We start from the raw sequence: 23,802 nt of genomic DNA, 5'->3' as shown, positions 1-23,802 counted from the left end.
CAGCCTGGGCTCGCTCAGGCCGCCTTGCCGTTGACGATGCTCAACGCCACGGCCTCGGCCACTTCGATGCCGTCGATGGCCGCGGAGTAAATGCCGCCCGCATAGCCGGCGCCTTCGCCGGCCGGGTACAGCCCTTCCACGTTCATGCTCTGGTAGTTGTCCTTGCGGCGGATGCGCAGTGGCGACGACGTGCGCGTTTCCACGCCGGTCAGCACCGCGTCATGCATGGCAAAGCCGGCGATCTTCTTGTCCAGTTCCGGCAGCGCTTCGCGGATGGCTTCGATGATGTAGTCGGGCAGCGCGGTGGACAGGTCCGTCGGCGTGACACCCGGCTTGTAGGAGGGCTCGACCGCGCCCATCGCCGTGGACGGCCGGCGCGCGATGAAGTCGCCCACCAACTGCGCCGGCGCGTTGTAGTTGCGCCCGCCAAGTTCGAACGCGCGCTCTTCCCAATGGCGCTGGAAGGCAATGCCGGCCAGCGGGCCGCCGGGGAAATCCTCCGGCGTGATGCCCACCACGATGCCGGCATTGGCATTGCGCTCGGCGCGGATGTACTGGCTCATGCCGTTGGTCACCACGCGGCCCGGCTCCGAGGCCGCGGCCACCACCGTGCCACCCGGGCACATGCAGAAGCTGTAGACCGCGCGTCCGTTGCTGGCGTGGTGCACCACCTTGTAGTCCGCCGCGCCCAGCAGCTTGTTGCCGGCGAACTTGCCAAAGCGGCTGCTGTTGATCATGCCCTGCGGATGCTCGATGCGGAAACCCAGCGAGAACGGCTTGGCCTCCATGAACACGCCGCGCTCATGCAGCATCTCGAAGGTGTCGCGCGCGCTGTGGCCCACCGCCAGGATAACGTGGTCGGCCTGCAGGTACTCGCCGTTGGACAGCTTGAGGCCGCGCATCTTGCCGCCCTCGATATCCACGTCCTCGACGCGGGTCTCGAAGCGGACCTCGCCGCCCAGCGCGAAAATCTCGGCGCGCATCTTCTCCACCATGCTGACCAGGCGGAAGGTGCCGATGTGCGGGCGCGCGAGGTAGAGGATGTCCTCCGGTGCGCCGGCCTTGACGAACTCGTCGAGCACCTTGCGGCCGTAGTGCTTCGGGTCCTTGATCTGGCTGTAGAGCTTGCCGTCGGAGAAAGTGCCCGCCCCGCCCTCGCCAAACTGCACGTTCGATTCGGGGTTCAGCACGCTCTTGCGCCACAGGCCGAAGGTGTCCTTGGTGCGCTCGCGCACTTCCTTGCCACGCTCCAGGATGATGGGCTTGAAGCCCATCTGCGCCAGGATCAGGCCGGCGAGCAAACCGCACGGGCCCATGCCGATCACCACCGGGCGCAGCGTGGTGCCCGGTGCGGGTGCCTGGGCGACGAAACGGTAGGCCATGTCCGGCGTCACGCTCCAGTTCGGCTTGCCGGCCATGCGCTGGATCGCCGCGGCTTCGTCCTTCACCGCGATATCGAGGATGTAGGTGAGCTTGATATCCGAGCGCTTGCGGGCATCGTGCGCGCGGCGGTACACGGTGAACCCGGTCAGGCCATCGGCCTTGACGCCGAGCTCGGCGAGGCGGGCGAGGACCACGGCCTCGAGATCGCTCTCGGCGTGGTCGAGCGGGAGTTTGACTTCACTTAGACGTAGCATGGGAACCTGGAATTCTGCGGCCGGGGGGTCAGCCCTGGAAGGGGCGCTGACTGCACTCTGGTTGAGCGTCGGGCTGGCCGGACCGCAATTTTATCGTTTTTAGGGCCAGGGTCCGCATTCTCTGCCACGAGAGCGCGAAATTGTGAGATCTTCCGCACCCCGGCAAGATAACCAGCAAGGAAGAAAGATGATCGACGCACTAGTCAGCGGCCGGCTCCACGGCCACGCCAGCGAACGTTCCGGCCAGGGCGGCAGCCAGTACGTGACCGCCAAGCTCAAGGCTGCGATCAACGATGGCGACACCGTCATCGTCAATGTGATCGCGTTTGCCGACAAGGTGCGCGCAGGGCTGCTGGCGCTGGAGGACGGCGAATCGGTCGCGCTGTCAGGCAGCCTCACGCCCAAGGTCTGGACCGACAAGAACGGCGACACGCGGCCCGCCCTGGACCTGGTGGCCCATGCCATGCTGAGCGCGCACGGCCAGCAGGACTGACCGCCCCAAGGGCGGCTGTCCCGGCCAGGTGCGCGTCAGGCCTGCGCCGGCTCGTCCCCGTCGTTGCGCTCCCGCTTATTCATGCCTGCGCCCGCCGCAGCCAGCCGGTCCACCAAGGCCCGGCCGCTGGTGCCTGCAGGCGCAGCGTGGCCGCCTGTCGGGCCAGCACTTCCACCCAGCCGGGCGACAGCGTCACCACGCTGCCGGCAGGCAGGCGGCGCGGCTGCCGCCACACGGTGCCGGCCAGCCAGCGCGGCGCCTCGGTGAGCTCGATTTCGCCCTCCAGCACGCACAGGGTGGTGCCGGCCTTGGCATGGAAGCGCAGCACGCGGCTGCTTTCCAGGTCGATTGCCTGTGCTTGCGGCTCGGCGCCAGCCGGCATGGCGGGCGTGGGCTGCACGGGCTGGACAGTGGGGATGATCGGGTCTGAACGATAGCTTTGCATGATGCCGGCTCCCTGGCTTTGACAGGGTTCCAGACTACCGATGCGGGCCGGCCCAAAACAGGCACACGCCCTGGGCTTGTGCACCGTAACAGAGGCATAACAGAGCATCTGTTACGATACAGAAGACCCTGATCTGTATCTGTTGCGCCGACCTCCGCCGCGCCACCATGCCGCATGGAATCCGCCCCCCTCTACCGCCAGCTTGCCCAGCACTACCTGCACGCCATTGAAACGGGCGTTTTGAAGCCGGGGGACCGCGTGCCCTCCGTGCGCACGCTGATGGAGCTGCACGGCGTGAGCCTGTCGACCGCGCTGCAGGCCTGCCGGCAGATGGAAAGCGATGGCCTGCTCGAGGCCAGGCCGCGCTCGGGCTACTTCGTGCGGCACCGCCGGCACAAGCCGCTGGCGCCGATCGAAGAGCCTGCCGCCACGTTGCCGGACCCCGCGCAATATGTGGGCATCCATGAGCGCATTTCCGCCATCACCGCGCGCGGGCGCCAGCAACCGGTCGCGGTGAACTTTGCCGGCGCCTGTGGCGCGCCCGCGCTGTACCCGGCGCAAGACCTGCGCAATGCGGCGGCGCGCGCGCTGCGCCTGCACCCGCAGCTGTTCGGCAGCGCGGCAGATTCCGGCGGCCATCCAGCCTTTCGCGCCGTGCTGGCGCGCAACGCGCTGCTCTCGCGCATCACGGTCGCGCCGGAAGATATCCTGGTGACCCACGGCTGCACCGAGGCGCTTAACCTCGCCCTGCGCGCGGTGGCACAGCCCGGCGACGTGATTGCCGTGGAGTCGCCCACCTACTACGGCCTGCTGCAGATCCTGGAGAGCCTGGGCATGCGCGCGCTGGAGATTCCCAGCAGCCCGCAGACCGGCATCTCGCTCGAAGCGCTGGAACTGGCGGCACAGACCTACGACAACATCCGCGCCGTGGTGGTGGTGCCAAACCTGCAGAATCCGCTGGGCAGCATCATGCCGGACGCCAACAAGGCGCAGCTGGTGGCCTGGTGTGACGCGCGCGCCATCGCGCTGATCGAGGACGATTGCTTCTCCGCCCTGGCGGACGGGGACGCGCCGCTGGCCGCCCTCAAGGCCTGGGACCGCAGTGGCGGCGTGATCCATTGCGCCTCGCTGCACAAGATCCTGGCTCCCGGCATGCGGCTGGGATGGATCGCCGCGGGCAAGTGGCAGGCGCGCGTGGAAATGCTCAAGCACAGCCAGTCGCGGCCCAACGAGTTGCTGGCGCAGATGGCCTCGGCCGAGTTCATGGGTTCCGGCGCGTTCGAGCGGCACCTGCGGCGCCTGCGCGAGCAATTGCGCAGCCAGCGCGCGCAGGTGGCGCAGGCGATTGCCGCCGAGTTTCCTGCCGGCACGCGTGCCTCCAACCCGAACGGCGGCCTGCACCTGTGGGTCGAGCTGCCGGGCTCGGTCCCGTCCGAGGCCGTGTTCGACCAGGCCATGGCGGCCGGCATCCGCGTCGTGCCCGGCGTGATGTTCTCCAACTCCAACCGCTTCGACCATTTCCTGCGGCTCAATTGCGGCACGCCGTTCACGCCTGAGATCGAGCGCGCGTTGCGCACGCTCGCCGCGGTGGTGGCGCGCTTGGCGGACCAGCCCTAGCGGCCGATGGTGGATGGCAGGCGGCGGGCATGGCGCGCCACATCCGTCGCCTCGCGCCACCATTCGCTCCTGGCATCGCGCCGTTCATCGCAGCGCGCTTGGCGGCGGCGGACCGGCCCGGCATCCTTGCGAGCATTGCCGAAACCGGCAGGCCGCGCTCCCAAGGAGAACCATATGCCGCACCCCTCCCTCCCGCTCGCCATCGATACCGTGGGCTCCGCCCTGCGCCTTTGCACCGCCCGCCGCGCCGACCCGGCGCATCGCCTGGCACGCACCGATGCCAGGGCTGGCCTGGACACCAAAGACAACGCCGCGCGCACGGAGCATGACCAGGGACAAAGCAGCCCCCCCCGGCTTGCCGATACCATCGGCCGGGTTCCTGTCCAGACCTTGACTGAGATGACTCATGCCAACCCCGCTGCCAGCGGCAAGCTCAATGAACTGCGCACCCTGGCTTCGCACCTGACCGCCGGCTCGCTGTTGCAGGCGGCCACGCTGCAATTGATCGCCGAGCAAGAGAACGCGCAGCACCGGTACGCCCCCGCGCGCATCGCCGAGCTCTCCCGCCAGGGCTGACGCGCCGGCGGGCGCCAAGTGTGGGTATTTACGCCACACACCACCCATTTCCTCCCCTGCTGCCCTATGCTATCGCTCGCAGCGAGCATGGCGGCGGCCCCGGCAAATCCGAGGCGGCGCAAAGCCAGCCGTGCCACACGCGTGCCAGCTCTGGCCCGCGCCGAACAGGATTTGGATGGGGGATGGGATTGGGAAAAGACGCATTGATGGCAACGACCGACACGTCGCGGATCGACAACGAATACAAAGCCTTGTTCCAGCTGGCGCCGGTCTCGCTGTGGCTGGAAGACTTCAGCGCCGTGCGCGAACAATTCCAGGCTCTGCGCGCGCAGGGCGTGACCGACCTGCGCAGCCACCTGCGCGCCAATCCGGAGGAAGTCGCGCACTGCTCGGCACGGATCCGCGTGCTGGACGTGAACCAGCGCACGCTGGACCTCTTCCGCGCCGCCGACCTCACCGACCTCGTCAATAACCTCGACACCGTCTTTCGCGACGAAATGTTCGACCAGCACGTCGAGGAACTCGGCCAGCTGTGGGACGGCGAATTGCGCTTTTCAAGCCAGACCGTCAACTACACGCTGGAAGGCAAGCGGCTGGACATCCGCCTGGATGCCACCGTCATGCCCGGCCATGAGGCCACCTGGGAACGCGTGCTGCTGTCGATCGAGGACATCACCGCGCGCGTGGCCACCGAACGCGAGCTGCGCCGCAGCGAGCAATACGCGCTGGGCCTGTTCGAGCATTCTCCGGTCTCGCTGTGGGTCGAGGATTTCAGCGCGGTCAAGGTGCTGCTCGATGAAGTCCGCGGCGCGGGCATCTCGGATTTCCGCACCTTCCTCAACGTGCATCCGGATTTCATTTCCCGCTGCATGCAGGAAATCCGCGTGCTCGACGTCAACCAGCAAACCCTGCTGATGTTCAGCGCGTCGACCAAGGAAGAGCTGCTCTCGCGCCTGGGCGACGTGTTCCGCGACAATATGCGCATCCAGTTCGCCGAGCAGTTGATCGACCTCTGGAACGAGAAACTCTGGCAGCAGCGCGAAGTCATCAACTACGCGCTGGATGGCCGGGCCGTGGACGTGTTCATGCAGTGGTCGGTGTTCCCCGGCCGCGAGGCGGAATGGGACCAGGTGCTGGTGTCGCTGACCGACATCACCGCGCGCAAGAAGGCCGAGGCCTACGTCGAATTCCTCGGCAAGCACGACGTACTGACCAAGCTCTACAACCGCGCCTACTACGAAGATGAGCTCGCGCGGCTTGGCCGCAAGGGCCCGTGGCCGGTCAGCGTGATCGCGGTCGACCTGAACGGCCTGAAGCAGGTCAACGACCAGCTCGGCCACGGTGACGGCGATGCGCTCCTGCGCCGCACCGGCGAGGCGCTGAAAAAGGCCGTGGGCGACCAGGCCTGCGTGGCGCGGGTCGGGGGCGACGAGTTCATGGTGCTGCTGCCAGCGCGCGACGAGCGCGGCGCGGCCACAGTGGTCGAGCAGATCCACCAGGTGGTGGAGCTCAACAACCAGTTCTATCCGGGCACCGCGCTCAGCCTGTCGATCGGCACCGCAAGCTGCAGCGCATCGGACCGCCTGAGCGACGCCGTCAAGCTGGCCGACGCCCGCATGTACCAGGCCAAGCGCGCCCACTACGAGGCGCTCGACGACGAGCGCGAGCGGCGGCGCCGATAGGCCATCGCCGATGGGCAAAAGAAAGGGCCGGCATCAGCCGGCCCTTTCTTCTTGCGCAGTAACGCTTTCGAGCTTTCGAGCTTTCGAGCGTTACAGGTACACGATCAGCGCCACGCCGGCGGCGATCAGGCCGAACTTGACCACGTAGTAAGCCGGCCGGCTCCACGCCTTGAAACGCCGGCGATACTGGCCGCAAATCCAGACAAAGCGGAACAGGCGGTTGATCATGCCGGTCTGGTCGGACTCTTCGTTGGGCGAGCTCGCCGCGGTCATGACCTTGCGGCCCAGCCAGCGGTTGATCTTGCCAGCCCAGCCGAAACGCATCGGACGCTCGATGTCGCAGAACAGGATCAGCCGGTTGCTGTCGCTCTTGTTCTCCGCCCAGTGCAGGTAGGTCTCGTCGAACACCACGCCCTCGCCGTCACGCCAGCTATGGCGCTCGCCGTCAACCTCGATAAAGCAGCGGTCGTCGTTAGGCGTGGCCAGGCCCAGGTGATAACGCAGCGAGCCCGCGAACGGGTCGCGGTGCGGGTTCAGCTTGCCGCCGGGCGGCAGCTCGGCGAACATCGCCGCCTTCACGCTCGGCAGGCCGCGCAGCAACTCCACCGTGCGCGGGCACAGGACCTCGGCCGACGGATGGCGGGCTTCGTACCATTTCAGGTAGAAACGCTTCCAGCCGTACTTGAAGAACGAGTTGAAACCGGCATCGTTGTTCTTGTCCGCGGCCTTGATCTTGCGCATGGCAGCCAGGGCCAGGCCTTCGTCGCGAATCTCCGGCCATGCGGCGCGGATCTTCTCCAGCTCGGGAAAACGCTCGACGGGGATGTAGGGCGTGCGCGGCACGCCGGAAAAGATGTACATGAAGCAGTTGACCGGGGCCACCAGGGCCGAATGGTCGAGCAACTGGCGCCAGATGCGCAGCCTCACCTTGCCGCGGAAATGCACGTACAGGATCGCTCCCAGGTACGCCGCGACGATTATCCACTTGATCACCCGAAATCCTCCATATCAGCAGTACCGCGCGCAGTTGCATACGCGTAGCAACGCGACGGTGTCGGGGGCGAAAACCCGTAGTGTATCGAAATGGGAGGCGCCCTGCTGGATGATAGCGATACGCCACACGCCGATCCATCACTCAGGATCGGCGGCGCACGCAGCCTAAGCCGCCGGAGGGCGGCCTCGCCTCAGGGCGTGCCGCGGGATTGCCGGGCGATGCGCTCGATCAGCGCGTTGGCGTCGTCCGGCAAGCCCTGCAGCGTCAGCAGGCGCGCGTTGAGTACCATGTTCTCCAGCACCAGCTTGGCGGTGGAAGCCCACATGGTCGCCAGCAACGCGTCCACCGGCATGCCGGCCGTCTCCATGGCGCTGGAGCGCTGCGCCACCAGGCGGCACACCAACGCGCGCAGCGTGGCGTCGTCGAAAGGCAGGTCGGCATAGTCGATGGGGTCTTCCTTCTCGACTTCCACCATCAGTTGCAGCAGCATGTCTTCGGTCATCGGCAAGCTCCCAGGAAGGCTTCAAGGGTCGGATGGTCCTGTTGATGACGCTAATCCTCGGCCCTTGCGTTGTCAATGTGGTGGCCGATCGGCACTGGCGCATTGGCACAATGACGCAATGACAACAGGCACCGGGCCCGGCACCCGCACCCGCACCCGCGCCTGGGACGGGGACAGGGACATCCGATGACTCAGGGTAAGCGATAGACAGGTCCCATCAATCAGCAATGAACAAAGCGTGTAAGCTCCGGTCTGATCTTTACTTCCAACCAAACACCAGAGTTCATGACCGAGCGTTTGTTGTCAGCCATGCGTCAATACGCATGGTTCAGTGGTGTCAAGCACCACGTGGTCCAAGGTGTCGAAGCGCTGGCTACCTTGCTCAAGTCTCCCGCAGTCGCAGCCCGCGCAGTGGCTGCCATCGTTGCAGAAACCGAACAGGGCGTGCAGGTGTGGGTGTCCTACTTCGGCAAGCCGATGGATCCGCATACCCAATACGTGTTCTGGCCGATGCAGCGCGCGCTCAAGCCCGCGCGACGACGCGTAGCCATGGCCCCGCTGCCACCGCAGCACCGGGATCGCCGCTAGCCTCGCTGCACCATGCATCGCGAATGGCTGGCCGATGCCGGCGATTCGCGAGTATCAAGCCGAGGCATCCTGCCTCAACATCCCCTCCCCGCTTCGCTCCCCCGTTTCCCTCGTTTCCCACGCCGCCGCTCAGGCGTCGGCCCAGCGCCGCAGCAGGTTGTGATACACGCCGGTAAGCCCCACCACGGCCGCGTCCTTGTGCCCCAGTGCCTGGCCGACACGCTGGATCTGCGTATCGAGCTCAAACAGTACCGAACGCTGACCCTCGTCGCGCACCATGCTTTGAATCCAGAAAAATGACGATACGCGCGCACCGCGCGTGACCGGGCTGACGTGGTGCAGGCTGGTCGCCGGGTACAGCACCATATGCCCCGCTGGCAGCTTCACGCGTTGCTGCCCGTAGGTATCCTCCACCACCAGTTCGCCGCCGTCGTAGTCTTCCGGCTCCGTCAGGAACAGGGTCGCCGAGAGGTCGCTGCGCACGCGGAAGTTGGTGCCGCGCAGGTGGCGGATCGCGTTGTCGATATGGTTGTCGAACGCGTGCCCGCCCTCGTAGCGGTTGAACAAGGGCGGATAGACCTTGAGTGGCAGCGCGGCCGAGATAAAGAGCGGATTGGCGCCCAGCGCATCCTGGATCAGGTCGCCTACCTGGCGCGCTACCGGCGAGCCTTCGGGCAGTTGGAGGTTGCGCTTGGCCAATGCCGACTGATGCCCGGAAGTGGCGTTGCCGTCGGTCCACTCAGCCGCGTCCATCCAGGCGCGGCATTGGGCAACCTGCGCCTTTGTCAGCACATCGGGGATCTGCAGCATCATGATTTCAATTACCTCGGCAAGACGGTTGGTCTGGGGCACCTTGCCGTGCCCCAGGCGAGCGCCGATTGTAAGAGAAAGCCATCGATCATACAAATGGGAATCATTATCAGTAACGACTGACCTTGACCTGACGCAAGCCCTGTACAGGGGAGCCGCCCTGTAGGCCTTGTGCCGACATGCGTCGGGCATGCGGCCTACTACAATGGATTGCACCCAGTCCACATTGCCAAGGAGACGGAAATGCCCGAACCGGTACACGACGAAGCGTTGGTCAACCTCTACCTCGAGCAGATTTCCGCCCTGTCGATCAGCGCCTTCGATGGCGCGGATGTGACCGAGGAACTGGGACAGGTCGTGCGCGAGGCCGTCGGTCAGTGCGGCGCAAGCAAGACCGCCCCGCAGGGCAATAACCTGCGCGTGCTGATCGAGCGCTTGACAGCCCGGTCCGAGGCAGCGGCGCGCGAAGGCCAGCCGCAAGTGCGAGACACGTTTTCGCGCGCGGCCGAACTGGCCCGGGCGCCCGCCTGAATCTCTGGCAGGCGCTGTGCGGGCGCAAGCCAGCGCGACACTGAACCACTCAGCGGATCACAGTCTCTTATTGTTATCGCCCGGCGCCCGCCGGGCGCGATCCGTTGGCGAACCCGAAGCCCCATGCACCGCGCCTTGCTCCGCTTGTTGTTAACTGTGACAGTGCTGTGCGTGGGCGCATGCGCCGGATACCCTTACTACGACCCTTACGACACCTACAACCCCTACGATCCCTACGGTTCTACGAGGGCGGCGTAGCCTATCCCGCTGGTACTTACGCCTACGGGTATGGGTACGACTACGCGCTGCCCTACTATGGCGGGTTCTACGGCCCCGCCTTCTACTACGGTTACGGCGGCTATCACGGCTATCACGGCTATCGCGCCTATGGCTACTATCGCGGCCCCGGCTACCACGCGGGCGGGCCACGATACTACGGCGGCTATCACTATCACTCCGGCATGGCGCACGGCTACTACCATGGCGGTGGTGGCTGGAGAGGTACGGGAGGTACGGGAGGTACGGGAGGCGCACGAGGCGGACGCAGCGGAGGCGGCCGCGGGCGGCACTGATCAGCGCGAACCCATGGCGCACGCAATGCAAAGCGGCCCCGCGCAACGCTCGGGTTTCGTACCTTTGGGAATTTGCAGAACTTGGCCAGGACGGCCCGGAGACTAGCTTCGGAGACCAGAAAAGGTCTTTGGTTGCGGGGGCAGGACTTGAACCTGCGACCTTCGGGTTATGAGCCCGACGAGCTGCCAACTGCTCCACCCCGCGTCCGAGAGGCCGGATTATGGTGGATCCCGCCGCGCATTGCAATCGCTTTGTGACGTCATCGTGAAAAACCCGCCATCGAGCACACCTCGCGCACGGCAAGGACGACATGCCCGCTAGTCCGTCACCGGCCCCACCAGCCTATCCACGAGCTGATAGGCCGCAGCGAACGCAGCGACCTCGGCAGCGTGCCGGGTAGCAAACTGCGCGCCGTCGCCCGACAAGCGCTCGATGTCGCCGGCATCGGAGGGATCCGCCCCCTCCTGGCAGACGCGCACCTCGTACCCCCACTGGGCGACCTTGCCCAAAGCCGGGACGCCGCCGTCACCCGGCTTCGATACGAGGACATAGACGTCCATGCCCCGATACGCCTCCACCCGCCAGTCCGCATTGCTCATTGGATCCTCCCATGGCTCTTGCCGCAAGCAAGAAGCATAGCGCCTGGCGCCCGCCCCAACGCGCTCCTGAACCAGCCTATGCCGCCAGCACCGGCCCCGCAAGACGGCGCGCGCCTATACACCATGGCGCGCAGCGTGATAGCGCACCCCGCGCATAGGACTATCCGAATCGTCGAGGCAATGCCGGACAAACGCCAGCTGCCGCTGCAAACCCGCGCCAGGCCCGGCCCACATTGCCCGGCCCAGCAGGTAGCTCACCGCAACCTCCTGCCAGGACGCCATCTGCGCGAAGACCTGCGACGCCGCCTGCTCGATCACGGCCCAGGACTGCGCCTCGGTTTGCATGCCACAGTCGTAGGCGGCCCGCGCGACATGTATCGCCCGGCTCATGTCCCAGGCCAGCACGCCACGCGCAAGATCGACCCGCGAGCCGAGCAGGCGACTCGCGCGCAGGTCCGGCATGGCGCGCTCGAGATTGTCAATGCAATGGGCAAGGCGCACCGGATCGAAGCGATCATTGAGCAGCACGATCTCACGCTCGCGCGCCGTGCGCGGCACCGAGAACAGGATCCGGCAGACCTGCGGATACAGCGCGCGGTGCCCCTCCTCCAGCAGCCACGCCAGCGTGCCCCGCGCCTCGCCGGCCGTATGGATATGCCAGTCGGCAGCCAGCGCGCCCGCCTGCGTGCGCGAATCCACACCGGTGGCAAGGGTGCTGACGTTAAGGGTCAACCGCGCATCGTGCAAAAAGCCCACCAGCAAACTGCACGTGCGCTCGCCGATGGCCGACGCAGCCTTGCCCTCGATCGCCTGGCTACAGACACGGTCTTGCAAGACCGGCCCGCGCTCCGCCGCTGGCGGCATGCCCGGCTTGCGCTGACGGCATGCGGCACTGGCCACAACGGCGAGCACGGCGGCACAGACGAACCACGGCAACGATCGCATCGCAAGACGCTCCAGAGGAAAGCGCGATCGCTCGGCCCGGCAGATCGGGAAGCAGCAGCAAGAGAGCAATCCGGTTATGAACGCGCGAGGATGCGCACCGGAATAGAGATTAGCGAGAGGAAGCTCGGCAGACGATGAGACAAGTCTCAATCGCAGCGATTACCGTCGACGCGCGGCGGAACGCCGTAGAATGGCCAGACTAGGAACCGAGAGTGACAGCAGAAGCCAAAATGAAAAAAGAGCTTCCATTTCTGGAAGCTCTTTTTGCAATGAGTGGTGCGGCTGGCAGGATTCGAACCCACGACCCCTTGGTTCGTAGCCAAGTACTCTATCCAACTGAGCTACAGCCGCACTCGAGAAAGAAATTATAACGTACTTTTGAAATTTGGGAACCCCCCTGCCCCACTTTTTTTGCTTTTCCCGCCGGCAGGCCGCCGCTTCCTATAATGACAGCCCCGCAGATGTGATCGGATCATGAACAAGGCATTTGTCAAAGAGTCACCCGGCGACGAGGACGACGACCTTCCCGAAGGCGCCACCCCGCTGCCACCCGGCACCAAGAACTACATCTCGGCGCAAGGCTACCAGCGCTTGCGCGATGAACTGATGCACCTGATCGACACGGCGCGCCCGGAGGTGGTCCAGATCGTTTCGTGGGCCGCATCCAATGGCGATCGTTCCGAGAACGGCGATTATCACTACGGCAAGAAGCGCCTGCGCGAGATCGACCGCCGCATCCGCTTCCTGACCAAGCGCCTGGAGAAGGCCGAGGTGGTGGACCCGTCCCTGCAGGGCGACAACGACCAGATCTTTTTCGGCGCCACCGTCACCTATGCCGACCAGGCCGGCGAGGAAACCACCGTGACGATCGTCGGCACCGACGAGGTCGACCTCGACAGCAACCACGTGAGCTGGATCTCGCCGATCGCGCGCGCGCTGCTCAAGGCGCGCGAAGGCGATACGGTGCCGCTGCGCACGCCAGCCGGGGTGGAGCAGATCGATATCCTGAAAGTCAGCTATCCCGGCAGGGAAGCGTAACCGATCGCCGCCGCGCAGCCGGAAAAGCACTGAGCCCGGCTCGGCCGGGCTCAGTGCTTGCGTGCGGGAAGGCTGCGTCAGCCGTCGTTGCGGTCGCGGAAGATGCGGATGACGTCGGGGTTGCGCCGCAGAGCCCGCATCACGTTGGCAAGATGCAGGCGGTTCTGCACCTGGATGATGAACTGCATGTAGGTGGCTTCCTGATGGCCGCCCTCCTGCTGCTCCATCGCCACGTGCGCGACGTTGGCGTCGGCCGAAGTCAGGTCGGCCGCCACGCGGGCGACGATGCCCTTGACGTTGCGCACCATCACCTTGATCGACACATCGAACGAGCGCGTGGTCTTCTTCGCCCACATCACATCGATCCAGTGCTCCGGGTCCTTGCTGTGCAGGCGCTTGGCTATCTTGCAATCCTGGACGTGAATCTGCAAACCCTCGCCCTTGCCCAGGTAGCCGACGATGGAATCGCCGGGAATCGGCCGGCAGCATGACGAGAAGATCATCGACATGCCTTCATCGCCGGTGATCGGCACCGCGGGGGCTTCTTCGCCAGCGAAGGTCTGCACGGCCGCCAGCAGCGCGCTGTCGACATCGCCGGAAAGCTCTTGCAGCAGGATCTCCATGCGCTTGGCCACGACGGCCGGCACGCGCCGCCCCAGCGCCAGGTCGGCAAAGATGTCCTCCTTGTGCTTGTTGCCGGTCCACTGCACCATGCGGTCCCACACCGACTGCGGCAGCGCCTTGAGCTCGATGCCGAGCTGTCGCGCCGACTGCTCCAGCAGGCGTTCGCCAAGCTGGATGGCTTCGTCGAGCCGGGTGGTCTTGAGATAGTGGCGGATGGCCGCGCGCGCCTTGCCGGTGCGCACGAACGCCAGCCACGCCGGATTGGGCTTGGAGTACGGTGCCGTCACCACCTCGACAATATCGCCGCTCTTGAGTTCCGTGCGCAGCGGCAGCAGCTCGTTGTTGATCTTGACCGCCACGCACTGGTTGCCGAGGTCGCTGTGCACGGCATAGGCGAAATCGAGCGCGGTGGCGCCGCGCGGCAGCGCGCGGATATGCCCCTTGGGCGTGAACACATAGACCGCATCCGGGAACAGGTCGATCTTGACGTGCTCGAGAAATTCCTGCGAATCGCCGGTCTGGCTCTGGATATCGAGCAGCGACTGCAGCCACTGGTGCGCCTGCTGCTGGATATCGTTGGCCTGGTCGGCCTGATGCTTGTACATCCAGTGCGCGGCCACGCCGGCTTCCGCGATCTGGTGCATGTCGCGGGTGCGGATCTGGAACTCCACCGGCGTGCCGAACGGGCCCACCAACGTGGTGTGCAACGACTGGTAGCCGTTGATCTTGGGAATGGCGATGTAGTCCTTGAACTTGCCCGGCATGGGCTTGTACAGCCCGTGCAGCGCGCCCATCGCCATATAGGTGTGCATCTGGGTTTCGACGACGACGCGGAAACCATACACATCGAGCACCTGCGAGAACGACAGCTGCTTGTCGTGCATCTTGCGGTAGATGCTGTAGAGCGTCTTTTCACGCCCCGACAGCTCCGCCACGATGCCCGCGTCGCCCAGCGCCTTCTGCGCCGTTTCGAGAATGCGCTTGACCACCTCGCGCCGGTTGCCGCGCGCGGCCTTGACCGCTTTTTCCAACGTGGCATAGCGGAACGGCGAACCAACCTTGAAGGACAGTTCCTGCAGTTCCCGGTACGTGGTGTTGAGACCGAGCCGATGCGCGATCGGCGCGTAGATCTCCATGGTCTCGAGCGCAATCCGGCGCCGCTTTTCCGGCGGCACGAAATCCAGCGTGCGCATGTTGTGGGTGCGGTCGGCCAGCTTGACCAGGATCACCCGCACATCGCGCGCCATCGCCAGCAGCATCTTGCGGAAGCTCTCTGCCTGCGCCTGCTCGCGGCTCTGGAATTCGAGCTTGTCCAGCTTGGTCAGGCCATCGACCAGCTCGGACACCTTGGGGCCGAATTTTTCCGCCAGCTCGCTCTTGGTGATGCCCTGGTCTTCCATCACGTCGTGCAGCAACGCCGCCATGATGGATTGGACATCGAGCTTCCAGTCGGCGCACAGTTCGGCCACCGCTACCGGATGCGTGATATAGGGCTCGCCGCTCTGGCGATACTGGCCGAGGTGAGCCTCGTCCGAGAACTGGAAGGCTTCGCGCACGTGCGCCTGATCCGCCGGCTTGAGATAAGCAAGCTTCTCCATCAGCCGGGTGATCGAGATCACCTGCTGGCGCGGGGGCACTGCGGGTTGCGAGGTCGGGCCGAAGAAGTGACGATAGGACTGCGCCAGCACCGCGTCGATGAAGAGCGCATCGCCCGGCGCCGCGCCCTGCGGCGCATCGCTCAGCTCACTTTCGGCGGCGGTCTGGGCGGCTCTTGCCTTGCCTGCACCCATTGCGGGGGCAACGGCACGCTCGCCAACGACATCGTTGCCAAGCGGATCGGGAAGATTGGGAGCGCCGGTACGCGCCGTCACGGTCGACTGACCGGGCACGGCGCGCTTGCGCTGAACGGGTGGCACTGCATCGCCACTCGCGTCACCAGTGGCTTCTCCGCGCGATCGCGCCGGCGTGGCCGTGGGGCTGGCCGTCGCGACAGGGGAGGAAGGCTGGGAGGAAGACATGTGGGCGGCTTCTGTAATCTGGCTGGTTAAGCAAGTACGCGAACAAGTACGTTAGCAGAGTCTCAATGCAAAGGTACGCGTTGCTAGGACTGGCCACCGCCGCCCGAAAATCAGGTCGGTACCTTCTTGAGCATCTCGATGCCGATCTGGCCCGAGGCGATCTCGCGCAGCGCCACAACCGTGGGCTTGTCCTTGGCCTCGACCTTGGGAGTGTGACCCTGCACCAGCTGACGGGCCCGGTACGTTGCCGCGAGCGCGAGCTCGAAGCGATTCGGGATGTGTTTCAGACAATCTTCGACGGTAATACGCGCCATATGTAATCCACCTCGGGACAAAACCTTATGCGATGCCGGCTATTTTACAGCACGCGGCAAGAAACGTTCCCGCCGCGCTCCGGATCAATGAATACCGAGCTCGATGAAGAGGTCGGCGTGACGCGCCTTTTGTGATGAAAAACGCAGACGGGTAGCGCGGATGACGCTGCGAAGCTGTTCGAGCGCCTGCTCGAAAACCTCGTTGATGATGACATAGTCCGACTCGGACGCGTGGGCCATCTCGCTGCCTGCTGCCAGCAGGCGGCGCACGATGACGTTCGGCTCGTCCTGGCCGCGCTTGTTCAGGCGTTCTTCAAGCGCTTGCAGCGACGGCGGCAGGATGAAGATCTCCATGGCGTTGGAAAAACGCTGGTGCACCTGCTGCGCGCCCTGCCAGTCGATTTCCAGCAGCACATCGTTGCCCTGGGCCATCTGTTGCTCGATCCACACTCGCGAGGTGGCGTAGTAGTTGCCGTGCACTTCCGCCCACTCGAGGAATTCGCCGCGATCGCGCGCCGCGCGAAACGCGTCCACGGTGGTGAAGTGGTATTCGCGGCCATCCTGCTCGCCGGGACGCGGCGCGCGGGTGGTGTGCGAGATGGATAGGCGAATGGCCTGGTCCTGCGCCAGCAGTGCGTTGACCAGGGTGGACTTGCCGGCGCCGGAAGGCGCCACCACCATGAACAGGTTGCCGGGATAGGCGGTGTCGATGGCGACGTGGGACGACGTTTCACTCATGATGATTATTCTAGGTTCTGAATCTGTTCTCGCATCTGCTCGATCAGCAGTTTGAGTTCCATGGCGGCATCGGCCAGTTCTTTGGCCGCTGATTTGGAGCCCAGCGTGTTCGCTTCGCGGTTGAGCTCCTGCATCATGAAATCGAGCCGCTTGCCAACCTGCCCGCCCTTCTTGAGGATATGCCGGGTTTCGTTCAGGTGGGCCTGCAGGCGCGACAGCTCTTCGGCGATGTCGATGCGGATGCCGTAGACCGTGGCTTCCTGGCGGATGCGCTCGCCGATTTCGTCTCGGCTCATTGAGGGCATGCCGCCGGGCGCGACCAGGTTGAAGGCCTCCTGCAGGCGTTCGGTGAGCTTGTCCTGGTGATGGGCGATCAATTGCGGGATGGTGGGCGTGAGGCGCTCGACGATGGCCAGCATGGCTTCGATGCGCTCGTCCAGGGTGGCCTTGAGCGCGTCGCCCTCGCGGCGGCGCGCTTCCAGCAACTGGCCCAGCGCTTCCTTGGCTGCGCCCGTCACGGCCTCGCGCAGGGCGTCCTGCGACAACTCGGGCTCAACCAGCACGCCGGGCCAGCGCAGGATCTCGCCCATGCGCAGCGAGCCGGCTTGCGTGAAGGTGGCTGCTACCGTGGCCTCGATCGAGCGGATCTGCGCCAGCAAGGCGTCGTTGAGCGCCAGCGTGGTGCCGCCGGCGCCGGCATCGGCGCGCTGCAGGTTGATGCGGCATTCCAGCTTGCCGCGCGACAGCTTCGCCATGAGCATTTCCCGCAGCGCCGGCTCGAAGGCGCGGCATTCTTCGGGAGCCCGGAAAAACAGGTCGAGGAATCGCGAATTGACTGTGCGGAACTCCACCGAAACGGATGCGGTCCTGCCGGTTGGCGCGCCTTGCGCGTCCGTCAGCGGCGCCTGGCGCGTCGCCAGGCCGTAGCCTGTCATGCTGTGGATCATTAAGTAGTCTCGCGAAATGGCCATCTGGCCGCATGGGTTCAAACAGCCCGGGGAGCCGGCAGCCCCGCAACCACGCTGGTTGAACGCCGAAAAGAGAGGCCAAAATGGCCGCTATTGTGTTCTTTACAAGTCTTCGATTAGTCAGGACAATCCGGAGGCAATCAAGGTCCCGAATCCTATGACAGAGCCAAAGGGCGCATCACCTCCAAAGAGCGCACCGCTGCCCATCGGCACGCTGCTGTCCAACTATCGTATTGTAAAGAAGTTGGCCAGCGGGGGGTTCAGTTTCGTCTACCTTGCCACCGACGAGACTGGCTCCCCTGTCGCGATAAAGGAGTACCTGCCGTCGTCGCTGGCACGCCGCCAGCCCGGCGAGCTGATCCCGGTGGTGCCCGAGGAAAGCGCGGCGTCGTTCCGGCTGGGGCTCAAGTATTTCTTCGAGGAAGGCCGCTCGCTGGCGAAGATTTCGCATCCCAGCGTGGTGCGCGTGGTGAATTTCTTCCGAGAGAATTCCACCGTCTACATGGTGATGAACTACGAGCTGGGCAAGACACTGCAGGAACACATCCTGCACGCGCGCCAGCAAGGCCGCGCCAAGGTGCTGCGCGAACACTTCATCCGCAAGGTCTTCCACGACCTGATGAGCGGCCTGCGCGAAGTGCATATCCACAAGCTGCTGCACCTGGACATCAAGCCCGGCAACATCTACCTGCGCGAAGACGAATCGCCCATCCTGCTCGATTTTGGTGCCGCCCGCCAGATCCTGACCATGGAGGCCGCGCGTTTCCAGCCCATGTACACGCCGGGCTTTGCCGCGCCGGAGCTGTACGGCAAGCATTCCGAGCTGGGCCCGTGGACCGACATCTACAGCCTTGGCGCCACGCTCTACGCCTGCATGGCCGGCATGCCGCCCCAGGAGGCCAACCAGCGCGAGAAGGACGACCGCATGGCGGACTCCATCACGCGACTGCGCGCCAGCTATACCGACGGCCTGGTGGACCTGGTCGAATGGTGCCTGCGGCTGCCCCCTTCCGAGCGGCCGCAGAGCGTGTTCCGGCTGCAAAAGGAGCTGCGCGAACAAACCAATGCACTAGGCGAGCAGGCCGCCGCGCCTGCAGCCGCGGCCGCCGAGCGCCCCCTCGCAAGCCGGTTCCTGACGCTGCTGCGCAAGCGCGAGGAGCCAGCCGCGGCAGTCCAGGCCAAGGAGGCCGGCGCAAGCGGCGAATAAAGCACGTAGTGGCGCCATCCCCCGCGCCATGCGCAGCCGCCTCCGTGCCCCCCTTCTGCCACCATTTACAACTATGATGAGAACCGTCGCCTCGCGGCCCGCCCGCACGCTGTGCCGGTGGAGCGCGCGGATGACGCCGCCGTCTCTCAAGAACTGACTCCTACAGCCACCATGCGATTCTCCGTCTACCAGGAAAGCAGAAAAGGCGGCCGCCGCATCAACCAGGACCGCATGGGCTATTGCTTTACGCGGGATGCCCTGCTGATGGTGCTGGCCGATGGCCTGGGCGGCCACGCGCTGGGCGAAGTCGCCGCGCAGCAAGCCTTGCAGACCCTGGCGCGCCAGTTCCAGGCCCAGGCCCGGCCTTCGATCCGCAATCCTGCCGATTTCCTGCAGGACACCATCATGCTGGCCCACCGGGAAATCCATCGCTACGCCGAGGCCAACCAGCTGGCCGACGTCCCGCGCACCACTGTGGTCTGCTGCCTGGTCCAGAACGGCCAGATCCACTGGGCCCACGCCGGCGACTCGCGCCTCTACCTGGTGCGCAAGGGCAACCTGCTGACCCGCACGCGCGACCACTCCAAGATCGAGAACCTGCTGCAGCAGGAGCGCGTGCTGCCAATGGATGTGGCCAACCACCCCGAGCGCAACAAGCTCTACAACTGCCTGGGTTCGCCCAACCTGCCGCTGATCGATATCGGCGGCCCGCTGCGGCTGGAGCCGGGCGACGTGGCGCTGCTGTGCTCCGACGGGCTGTGGGGCAGCATCGAAGAGCAACTGCTGATCGAGAAGGTCACCAACTTGTCCGTGGTGCATGCCATCCCGGACCTGATCGAGCAGGCGCTGCACAACGCCGGCGACGGCGCCGACAACACCACAGCCATCGCCATGATGTGGGAACTCGACGCCCACCTGTCCAACGAGGACTCGGTCGCCACCGAGACCCTGCCGCTCAACACGTTCACCACCTCGATCCTGGAGAACAACGGCGGCGATACCGACCTGCTCTCCGAGGAGGAGATCGAGCGCTCCATCGCTGAGATCCGCGCGGCGATCGACAAGACCAGCAATTTCATGCGCTGAGCCCGGGCCAAAGTACCGCCCGCGCCGCAATGGCGCGGGAATTCGCATGCCCCCGCGGGGGGAGTTGGCGCAGGACGCGCACGCGCAGCCCGGCGGCGTTAAAATCCGGGTCCTGAATCGATTTCCGAGAAAACCCCCACATGCGACCCAGCGGACGCGCAGCCGATGCGCTGCGCCCTATTGCTCTGACCCGCCACTACACCCGCCACGCCGAAGGTGCTGTCCTGAGTGCCTTTGGCGACACCAAGGTGCTGTGCACCGCCAGCGTGCTGGCCAAGGTGCCCCCCCACAAGAAGGGCAGCGGCGAAGGCTGGGTCACCGCCGAGTACGGCATGCTGCCGCGCGCCACCCACACGCGCTCGGACCGTGAAGCCGCCCGCGGCAAGCAGACCGGGCGCACGCAGGAGATCCAGCGCCTGATCGGCCGCGCGATGCGCTCGGTGTTCGATCTGTCCGCGCTGGGCGAATTCACCATTCACCTGGACTGCGACGTGCTGCAGGCCGATGGCGGCACCCGCACCGCGGCCATCACCGGCGCGTTCGTGGCCGCCCATGACGCTGTTTCCGCCATGCTGCGCGACGGCCAGATCAAGGCCAGCCCGATCCGCGACTTCGTTGCCGCCGTGTCGGTTGGCATGGTGGATGGCGTGGCCGTGCTCGACCTGGATTATGCCGAGGACAGCAACTGCGACACCGACATGAACGTGGTGATGACCGGCAGCGGCGGCTTTGTCGAAGTGCAAGGCACCGCCGAGGGCGTGCCGTTCAGCCGTGCCGATCTCGATGCGATGACGCGCATCGCCGAGCAAGGCATCGCCGAACTGGTGGCGCACCAGCGCCGCGCGCTGGGCCTGGCCTGATACGGTGAACGCCATGCAACGCCTGGTCCTCGCCTCCAACAACCCCGGCAAGCTCGGCGAGTTTGGCGCGCTGCTGGCGCCGCTCGGCTTCGAGGTGGTCCCGCAGGGGCAGCTCGGCATTGCCGAGGCCGAGGAGCCCTACGCCACCTTCGTCGAGAACGCCCTCACCAAGGCGCGCCACGCCAGCCGCCTGGCCGGCCTGCCCGCGCTGGCGGATGACTCCGGCATCTGCGTCGACGCGCTGGATGGCGCGCCGGGCGTCTACTCGGCGCGTTATGCGCAACTCGTGGGCAAGCCCAAGTCCGATGCCGCCAACAACGCGCACCTCATCTCGCAGCTGGCCGGCAAGCTCAACCGCCACGCCTACTACTACTGTGTGCTGGTGCTGGTGCGCCATGCCGAGGATCCGCGGCCGGTGATCGCCGAGGGCGTGTGGGCTGGCGAGGTGGTCGACGCGCCGCGCGGCAACGCCGGCTTTGGCTACGACCCACACTTCCTGCTGCCGCACCTGGGCAAGACCGCGGCCGAATTGAGCGCCGAGGAAAAAAACGCCGTCAGCCACCGTGCGCTCGCGCTCAAAGCGCTGACCGAGCGCCTGCAGGCCGGCGGCCCCGGGACTGGCTGCCCATGATCCCGATCGTTCCCCTGGCGTCCATGGGCGCCAGCGCCCCCGCCGATACCAAGTCATTGTGGCTGCAGCCGGGCCAGCTCGCGCTGCCCGGCTCCCCGCCGCTGTCGCTCTACGTGCATATTCCGTGGTGCGTGCGAAAGTGCCCGTACTGCGATTTCAACTCGCATGCCGTGCCCGGCGCGGCGGACAGCCACGACATCCCGGAAGACGCCTACCTGGACGCGCTGCGCGCCGACCTGGAGCAATCACTGCCGCTGGTGTGGGGCCGCCAGGTGCACACGGTCTTCATCGGAGGCGGCACGCCTAGCCTGCTGTCGGCCGCCGGCATGGACCGGCTGCTGTCGGATATCCGCGCGCTGTTACCGCTGGACGCCGACGCCGAGATCACGATGGAGGCCAACCCCGGCACGTTCGAAGCAGAGCGCTTCGCCAGCTATCGCGCCAGCGGCATCAACCGCTTGTCCATCGGTATCCAGAGTTTCAACGACCGCCATCTTGCCGCGCTTGGCCGCATCCACGGCGGCGCCGAAGCCCGCGCGGCGATCGGCATCGCGCTGGACAACTTCGACAACGTCAACCTCGACCTGATGTACGCGCTGCCTGGCCAGACGCTGGCGGAATGTGCCAATGACCTGGAGACGGCACTCTCGTTCAACACCACGCACCTGTCGCTCTATCACCTGACGCTGGAGCCCAACACGCTGTTCGCCAAGTTCCCGCCGGCGCTGCCGGATGACGACAGCGCGTATGAAATGCAGGACCTGATCGAAGCACGCACCGCGCAGGCGGGCTACGTCCACTACGAAACCTCGGCCTACGCCCGGCCGCACCGGCAAGCGCGCCACAACCTGAACTACTGGCGCTTTGGCGACTACCTGGGCATCGGGGCCGGCGCGCACGGCAAGCTATCGTTCCCGCACCGGGTGCTGCGCCAGATGCGCCACAAGCATCCCGCCACGTATATGGCGCAGGCCATGGCCGGCAACGCAGTGCAGGAGCAGCACGATGTCGGCGCAGCCGACCTGCCCTTCGAGTTCATGCTGAACGCGCTGCGCCTCACTGACGGCGTGCCGGCCAGCACGTTCTTCGACCACACCGGGCTGCCGCTGCACACCATCAGCCGCGACCTGGCCGCCGCCGAAAAGAAAGGCCTGCTGGAAGCGGATCTCGCTACCATCAAGCCCACAGAACTGGGACGGCGCTTCCTGAACGACCTGCAGGAGATGTTCCTGAAAGGTTGATCGCATACCACGCTGCCACAAGCAAAACGGCCACCCGAGGGTGGCCGTTTTGCTCGCGTGCGCGGCGCGAAGGCACGCCGGTCAGTACGGCGTCGCCATGTCGTTGGCCACCTGGACGCGGGAACCGATACGCAGATTGCTGACGTTGCGCTGCGTCACGGTAGCCATGCGGCCATCGTCCAGCCGCACGTTGACGCGATACACGGTTTCGGTGCTGCTGCCGGCACGCTTCTCGATCTGGTTGCCCGCCACGCCACCCGCCACCGCGCCGCCGATGGTGGCAATGGTATTGCCGGTGCCCCCGCCGATCTGGTGACCCAGCAAGCCACCGGCCACGCCGCCGATCACCGTGCCGAGCAAGCCCGAGCTGTTTTGCTGCGTCGTCACCGGCTCGATCGATTCAACCCGGCCATAGAACGCCGAATTCGCGGGTGCCTGGTAGGTGTTGGTGCCCGGGGGCGGGGGCGGTGCCTGATAGGCTGCTTGCTGCGGCGCACCGTAGCCACCACCATAGCCGCCGCCATAACCACCACCGGGCGCCGCGCAACCCGCCAAGCCCACCACCGCGGCCGCCGCCGCCACGCCCAACAGAGTCTTGCCGTTCATTGGTTATTCTCCTCGATTGACTGCTACTGCATGGAACAGGAGGGAGCGCCCACATGGGCACGACTACCCTCACGCATGATAGGAGCATGAATCCGGATTGAAGGTTCCGCCGTGTCCGACAGGCACCGACAAGGCCACAGGCATTTTCTCATGCCCCCAGGCCGCGCGGCCTTGCTATAATGCGCGGCGCTGGCCGTGGCGCCAGCATCGAAGCAGCATGCGGCACGGACAGGGGCCTTCCCTGTTCGCGCTACAATGCCTGCTCTTCCCCCGGGAAGCGTGGCCGAGTGGTTTAAGGCAGCAGTCTTGAAAACTGCCGATGGGGTGACCCATCCGTGAGTTCGAATCTCACCGCTTCCGCCATCAATCCAATGTAAATCATTGATTTACAAATGGATTTCTATTTCGTCGCAACGCCCACCTACGCTTTTACCTGCACGCAAGCGTACTCACAGCCGACCGCAGCGCTTTTGTAGATT

At 65.5% G+C, this 23,802-nt stretch carries 25 protein-coding genes and 3 tRNA genes; 14 read left to right on the top strand and 14 right to left on the bottom strand.

The features are described from left to right. Positions 1–14: 14 nt before the first annotated feature. Positions 15–1,637 carry an NAD(P)/FAD-dependent oxidoreductase gene (locus AC1RQC_RS19055; RefSeq protein ID WP_492809871.1) on the bottom strand — a complete coding sequence of 541 codons (1,623 nt, stop codon included), beginning with the start codon at positions 1,635–1,637 and terminating at the stop codon, positions 15–17. Positions 1,638–1,824: 187 nt separating this feature from the next. On the opposite strand from AC1RQC_RS19055, the gene AC1RQC_RS19050 reads away from it, so the two are divergent. Continuing rightward, a complete protein-coding gene (locus tag AC1RQC_RS19050; protein ID WP_150986262.1) occupies positions 1,825–2,130 on the top strand; it encodes a single-stranded DNA-binding protein in 306 nt (101 codons plus the stop codon). A gap of 79 nt (positions 2,131–2,209) precedes the next feature. Here AC1RQC_RS19050 and AC1RQC_RS19045 read toward each other — a convergent pair whose 3' ends face one another. Then, on the bottom strand, positions 2,210–2,575 hold the full coding sequence (locus AC1RQC_RS19045) for a hypothetical protein (RefSeq protein WP_492884321.1): 366 nt from the start codon (positions 2,573–2,575) through the stop codon (positions 2,210–2,212). A gap of 174 nt (positions 2,576–2,749) precedes the next feature. Here AC1RQC_RS19045 and AC1RQC_RS19040 point away from each other — a divergent pair, with 174 nt between their 5' ends. The 3 genes from AC1RQC_RS19040 to AC1RQC_RS19030 all read left to right on the top strand — a co-directional run bounded on the left by AC1RQC_RS19040 (position 2,750) and on the right by AC1RQC_RS19030 (position 6,450). Continuing rightward, the gene (locus AC1RQC_RS19040) at positions 2,750–4,192 is read left to right on the top strand and encodes an aminotransferase-like domain-containing protein (RefSeq protein ID WP_492884319.1); all 1,443 of its coding nucleotides are present in this window, start codon (positions 2,750–2,752) and stop codon (positions 4,190–4,192) included. Positions 4,193–4,366: 174 nt separating this feature from the next. Continuing rightward, positions 4,367–4,768 (top strand): hypothetical protein, encoded by a 402-nt coding sequence (locus tag AC1RQC_RS19035; protein WP_492375018.1) that lies wholly within the window; start codon positions 4,367–4,369, stop codon positions 4,766–4,768. A 206-nt stretch (positions 4,769–4,974) separates the two neighbouring features. Further along, a complete protein-coding gene (locus tag AC1RQC_RS19030; RefSeq protein WP_492375017.1) occupies positions 4,975–6,450 on the top strand; it encodes a sensor domain-containing diguanylate cyclase in 1,476 nt (491 codons plus the stop codon). Between the two features lie 90 nt (positions 6,451–6,540). Here AC1RQC_RS19030 and lpxO read toward each other — a convergent pair whose 3' ends face one another. Continuing rightward, positions 6,541–7,443 carry a lipid A hydroxylase LpxO gene (gene lpxO, locus AC1RQC_RS19025; RefSeq protein WP_492375016.1) on the bottom strand — a complete coding sequence of 301 codons (903 nt, stop codon included), beginning with the start codon at positions 7,441–7,443 and terminating at the stop codon, positions 6,541–6,543. Between the two features lie 191 nt (positions 7,444–7,634). Next, positions 7,635–7,946 carry a hypothetical protein gene (locus tag AC1RQC_RS19020; protein WP_150986268.1) on the bottom strand — a complete coding sequence of 104 codons (312 nt, stop codon included), beginning with the start codon at positions 7,944–7,946 and terminating at the stop codon, positions 7,635–7,637. Positions 7,947–8,231: 285 nt separating this feature from the next. Between AC1RQC_RS19020 and AC1RQC_RS19015 the strand changes: the two genes are divergently transcribed. After that, positions 8,232–8,534 (top strand): hypothetical protein, encoded by a 303-nt coding sequence (locus AC1RQC_RS19015; RefSeq protein ID WP_492375015.1) that lies wholly within the window; start codon positions 8,232–8,234, stop codon positions 8,532–8,534. A 129-nt stretch (positions 8,535–8,663) separates the two neighbouring features. Here AC1RQC_RS19015 and AC1RQC_RS19010 read toward each other — a convergent pair whose 3' ends face one another. Next, entirely contained in the window at positions 8,664–9,347 is a 684-nt protein-coding gene (locus tag AC1RQC_RS19010; RefSeq protein ID WP_267605928.1) for a Fe2+-dependent dioxygenase, read from the bottom strand. A gap of 240 nt (positions 9,348–9,587) precedes the next feature. Between AC1RQC_RS19010 and AC1RQC_RS19005 the strand changes: the two genes are divergently transcribed. Together AC1RQC_RS19005 and AC1RQC_RS19000 are read left to right on the top strand one after the other, a co-directional pair. Then, positions 9,588–9,875 (top strand): hypothetical protein, encoded by a 288-nt coding sequence (locus AC1RQC_RS19005; RefSeq protein ID WP_492375013.1) that lies wholly within the window; start codon positions 9,588–9,590, stop codon positions 9,873–9,875. A gap of 179 nt (positions 9,876–10,054) precedes the next feature. Continuing rightward, the gene (locus AC1RQC_RS19000) at positions 10,055–10,447 is read left to right on the top strand and encodes a hypothetical protein (RefSeq protein WP_492884317.1); all 393 of its coding nucleotides are present in this window, start codon (positions 10,055–10,057) and stop codon (positions 10,445–10,447) included. Between the two features lie 129 nt (positions 10,448–10,576). Here the strand turns inward: AC1RQC_RS19000 and AC1RQC_RS18995 are convergent. From AC1RQC_RS18995 to AC1RQC_RS18980, 4 genes are all read right to left on the bottom strand, one after another. Beyond that, positions 10,577–10,652 (bottom strand) — tRNA-Met (locus AC1RQC_RS18995). 113 nt (positions 10,653–10,765) lie between these two features. Beyond that, positions 10,766–11,047 (bottom strand): hypothetical protein, encoded by a 282-nt coding sequence (locus AC1RQC_RS18990; protein WP_492809880.1) that lies wholly within the window; start codon positions 11,045–11,047, stop codon positions 10,766–10,768. Between the two features lie 114 nt (positions 11,048–11,161). Continuing rightward, positions 11,162–11,992 (bottom strand): DUF1266 domain-containing protein, encoded by an 831-nt coding sequence (locus AC1RQC_RS18985; RefSeq protein ID WP_492809882.1) that lies wholly within the window; start codon positions 11,990–11,992, stop codon positions 11,162–11,164. A 274-nt stretch (positions 11,993–12,266) separates the two neighbouring features. Continuing rightward, positions 12,267–12,343 (bottom strand) — tRNA-Arg (locus AC1RQC_RS18980). 123 nt (positions 12,344–12,466) lie between these two features. Here AC1RQC_RS18980 and greB point away from each other — a divergent pair. Beyond that, positions 12,467–13,030, top strand: a complete 564-nt coding sequence (gene greB, locus AC1RQC_RS18975) for a transcription elongation factor GreB (protein WP_492375010.1) — start codon at positions 12,467–12,469, stop codon at positions 13,028–13,030. 77 nt (positions 13,031–13,107) lie between these two features. On the opposite strand, the gene AC1RQC_RS18970 is transcribed toward greB, so the two are convergent. The 4 genes from AC1RQC_RS18970 to AC1RQC_RS18955 all read right to left on the bottom strand — a co-directional run bounded on the left by AC1RQC_RS18970 (position 13,108) and on the right by AC1RQC_RS18955 (position 17,671). Then, positions 13,108–15,525, bottom strand: coding sequence for a RelA/SpoT family protein (locus AC1RQC_RS18970; RefSeq protein WP_492375025.1), 2,418 nt, complete (start codon positions 15,523–15,525; stop codon positions 13,108–13,110). Positions 15,526–15,782: 257 nt separating this feature from the next. Beyond that, positions 15,783–15,986 (bottom strand): DNA-directed RNA polymerase subunit omega, encoded by a 204-nt coding sequence (rpoZ, locus tag AC1RQC_RS18965; protein WP_006162413.1) that lies wholly within the window; start codon positions 15,984–15,986, stop codon positions 15,783–15,785. An 84-nt stretch (positions 15,987–16,070) separates the two neighbouring features. After that, positions 16,071–16,724, bottom strand: coding sequence for a guanylate kinase (gene gmk / locus AC1RQC_RS18960; RefSeq protein WP_043344606.1), 654 nt, complete (start codon positions 16,722–16,724; stop codon positions 16,071–16,073). Between the two features lie 5 nt (positions 16,725–16,729). Continuing rightward, on the bottom strand, positions 16,730–17,671 hold the full coding sequence (locus AC1RQC_RS18955; protein ID WP_150986275.1) for a YicC/YloC family endoribonuclease: 942 nt from the start codon (positions 17,669–17,671) through the stop codon (positions 16,730–16,732). 178 nt (positions 17,672–17,849) lie between these two features. Here AC1RQC_RS18955 and AC1RQC_RS18950 point away from each other — a divergent pair, with 178 nt between their 5' ends. The 5 genes from AC1RQC_RS18950 to hemW all read left to right on the top strand — a co-directional run bounded on the left by AC1RQC_RS18950 (position 17,850) and on the right by hemW (position 22,717). After that, entirely contained in the window at positions 17,850–18,899 is a 1,050-nt protein-coding gene (locus AC1RQC_RS18950) for a serine/threonine protein kinase (protein ID WP_492375008.1), read from the top strand. Between the two features lie 171 nt (positions 18,900–19,070). Then, positions 19,071–19,985 (top strand): PP2C family protein-serine/threonine phosphatase, encoded by a 915-nt coding sequence (locus tag AC1RQC_RS18945; RefSeq protein ID WP_492375007.1) that lies wholly within the window; start codon positions 19,071–19,073, stop codon positions 19,983–19,985. Between the two features lie 140 nt (positions 19,986–20,125). Then, positions 20,126–20,845: a ribonuclease PH gene (gene rph, locus AC1RQC_RS18940; protein ID WP_150986278.1), complete on the top strand. Its 720-nt coding sequence runs from the start codon at positions 20,126–20,128 to the stop codon at positions 20,843–20,845. A 13-nt stretch (positions 20,846–20,858) separates the two neighbouring features. Next, positions 20,859–21,476, top strand: coding sequence for an RdgB/HAM1 family non-canonical purine NTP pyrophosphatase (rdgB, locus tag AC1RQC_RS18935; RefSeq protein ID WP_492375006.1), 618 nt, complete (start codon positions 20,859–20,861; stop codon positions 21,474–21,476). Beyond that, complete coding sequence (hemW, locus tag AC1RQC_RS18930) at positions 21,473–22,717, top strand: radical SAM family heme chaperone HemW (RefSeq protein WP_492884315.1); 1,245 nt, start codon at positions 21,473–21,475, stop codon at positions 22,715–22,717. The genes rdgB and hemW overlap by 4 nt, the downstream gene beginning before the upstream one ends. A gap of 81 nt (positions 22,718–22,798) precedes the next feature. On the opposite strand, the gene AC1RQC_RS18925 is transcribed toward hemW, so the two are convergent. Further along, positions 22,799–23,323, bottom strand: coding sequence for an outer membrane lipoprotein (locus AC1RQC_RS18925; RefSeq protein WP_492809887.1), 525 nt, complete (start codon positions 23,321–23,323; stop codon positions 22,799–22,801). 273 nt (positions 23,324–23,596) lie between these two features. On the opposite strand from AC1RQC_RS18925, the gene AC1RQC_RS18920 reads away from it, so the two are divergent. Then, a tRNA-Ser gene (locus AC1RQC_RS18920) sits at positions 23,597–23,686 on the top strand. The last annotated feature ends 116 nt before the right edge of the window (positions 23,687–23,802 follow it).

The sequence above is a fragment of the Cupriavidus sp. GW822-FHT03E04 genome, from assembly GCF_058801495.1.
This window is presented reverse-complemented; position numbering and strand designations above follow the sequence as displayed.

Excerpts from the sequence above, each read along its gene's own strand:
- AC1RQC_RS19040 (WP_492884319.1), top strand. The coding sequence starts at position 2,750 with ATGGAATCCGCCCCCCTCTACCGCCAGCTTGCCCAGCACTACCTGCAC.
- AC1RQC_RS19020 (WP_150986268.1), bottom strand. The coding sequence starts at position 7,946 with ATGACCGAAGACATGCTGCTGCAACTGATGGTGGAAGTCGAGAAGGAA.
- AC1RQC_RS18925 (WP_492809887.1), bottom strand. The coding sequence starts at position 23,323 with ATGAACGGCAAGACTCTGTTGGGCGTGGCGGCGGCGGCCGCGGTGGTG.
- AC1RQC_RS19005 (WP_492375013.1), top strand. The coding sequence starts at position 9,588 with ATGCCCGAACCGGTACACGACGAAGCGTTGGTCAACCTCTACCTCGAG.
- AC1RQC_RS19000 (WP_492884317.1), top strand. The coding sequence starts at position 10,055 with ATGCGCCGGATACCCTTACTACGACCCTTACGACACCTACAACCCCTA.
- AC1RQC_RS19015 (WP_492375015.1), top strand. The coding sequence starts at position 8,232 with ATGACCGAGCGTTTGTTGTCAGCCATGCGTCAATACGCATGGTTCAGT.
- AC1RQC_RS19035 (WP_492375018.1), top strand. The coding sequence starts at position 4,367 with ATGCCGCACCCCTCCCTCCCGCTCGCCATCGATACCGTGGGCTCCGCC.
- rdgB (WP_492375006.1), top strand. The coding sequence starts at position 20,859 with ATGCAACGCCTGGTCCTCGCCTCCAACAACCCCGGCAAGCTCGGCGAG.
- AC1RQC_RS18990 (WP_492809880.1), bottom strand. The coding sequence starts at position 11,047 with ATGAGCAATGCGGACTGGCGGGTGGAGGCGTATCGGGGCATGGACGTC.
- hemW (WP_492884315.1), top strand. The coding sequence starts at position 21,473 with ATGATCCCGATCGTTCCCCTGGCGTCCATGGGCGCCAGCGCCCCCGCC.
- AC1RQC_RS18945 (WP_492375007.1), top strand. The coding sequence starts at position 19,071 with ATGCGATTCTCCGTCTACCAGGAAAGCAGAAAAGGCGGCCGCCGCATC.
- rph (WP_150986278.1), top strand. The coding sequence starts at position 20,126 with ATGCGACCCAGCGGACGCGCAGCCGATGCGCTGCGCCCTATTGCTCTG.
- AC1RQC_RS18955 (WP_150986275.1), bottom strand. The coding sequence starts at position 17,671 with ATGATCCACAGCATGACAGGCTACGGCCTGGCGACGCGCCAGGCGCCG.
- AC1RQC_RS19010 (WP_267605928.1), bottom strand. The coding sequence starts at position 9,347 with ATGATGCTGCAGATCCCCGATGTGCTGACAAAGGCGCAGGTTGCCCAA.
- AC1RQC_RS19050 (WP_150986262.1), top strand. The coding sequence starts at position 1,825 with ATGATCGACGCACTAGTCAGCGGCCGGCTCCACGGCCACGCCAGCGAA.
- greB (WP_492375010.1), top strand. The coding sequence starts at position 12,467 with ATGAACAAGGCATTTGTCAAAGAGTCACCCGGCGACGAGGACGACGAC.
- AC1RQC_RS18985 (WP_492809882.1), bottom strand. The coding sequence starts at position 11,992 with ATGCGATCGTTGCCGTGGTTCGTCTGTGCCGCCGTGCTCGCCGTTGTG.
- AC1RQC_RS18950 (WP_492375008.1), top strand. The coding sequence starts at position 17,850 with ATGACAGAGCCAAAGGGCGCATCACCTCCAAAGAGCGCACCGCTGCCC.
- AC1RQC_RS19030 (WP_492375017.1), top strand. The coding sequence starts at position 4,975 with ATGGCAACGACCGACACGTCGCGGATCGACAACGAATACAAAGCCTTG.
- AC1RQC_RS19055 (WP_492809871.1), bottom strand. The coding sequence starts at position 1,637 with ATGCTACGTCTAAGTGAAGTCAAACTCCCGCTCGACCACGCCGAGAGC.
- rpoZ (WP_006162413.1), bottom strand. The coding sequence starts at position 15,986 with ATGGCGCGTATTACCGTCGAAGATTGTCTGAAACACATCCCGAATCGC.
- AC1RQC_RS19045 (WP_492884321.1), bottom strand. The coding sequence starts at position 2,575 with ATGCAAAGCTATCGTTCAGACCCGATCATCCCCACTGTCCAGCCCGTG.
- gmk (WP_043344606.1), bottom strand. The coding sequence starts at position 16,724 with ATGAGTGAAACGTCGTCCCACGTCGCCATCGACACCGCCTATCCCGGC.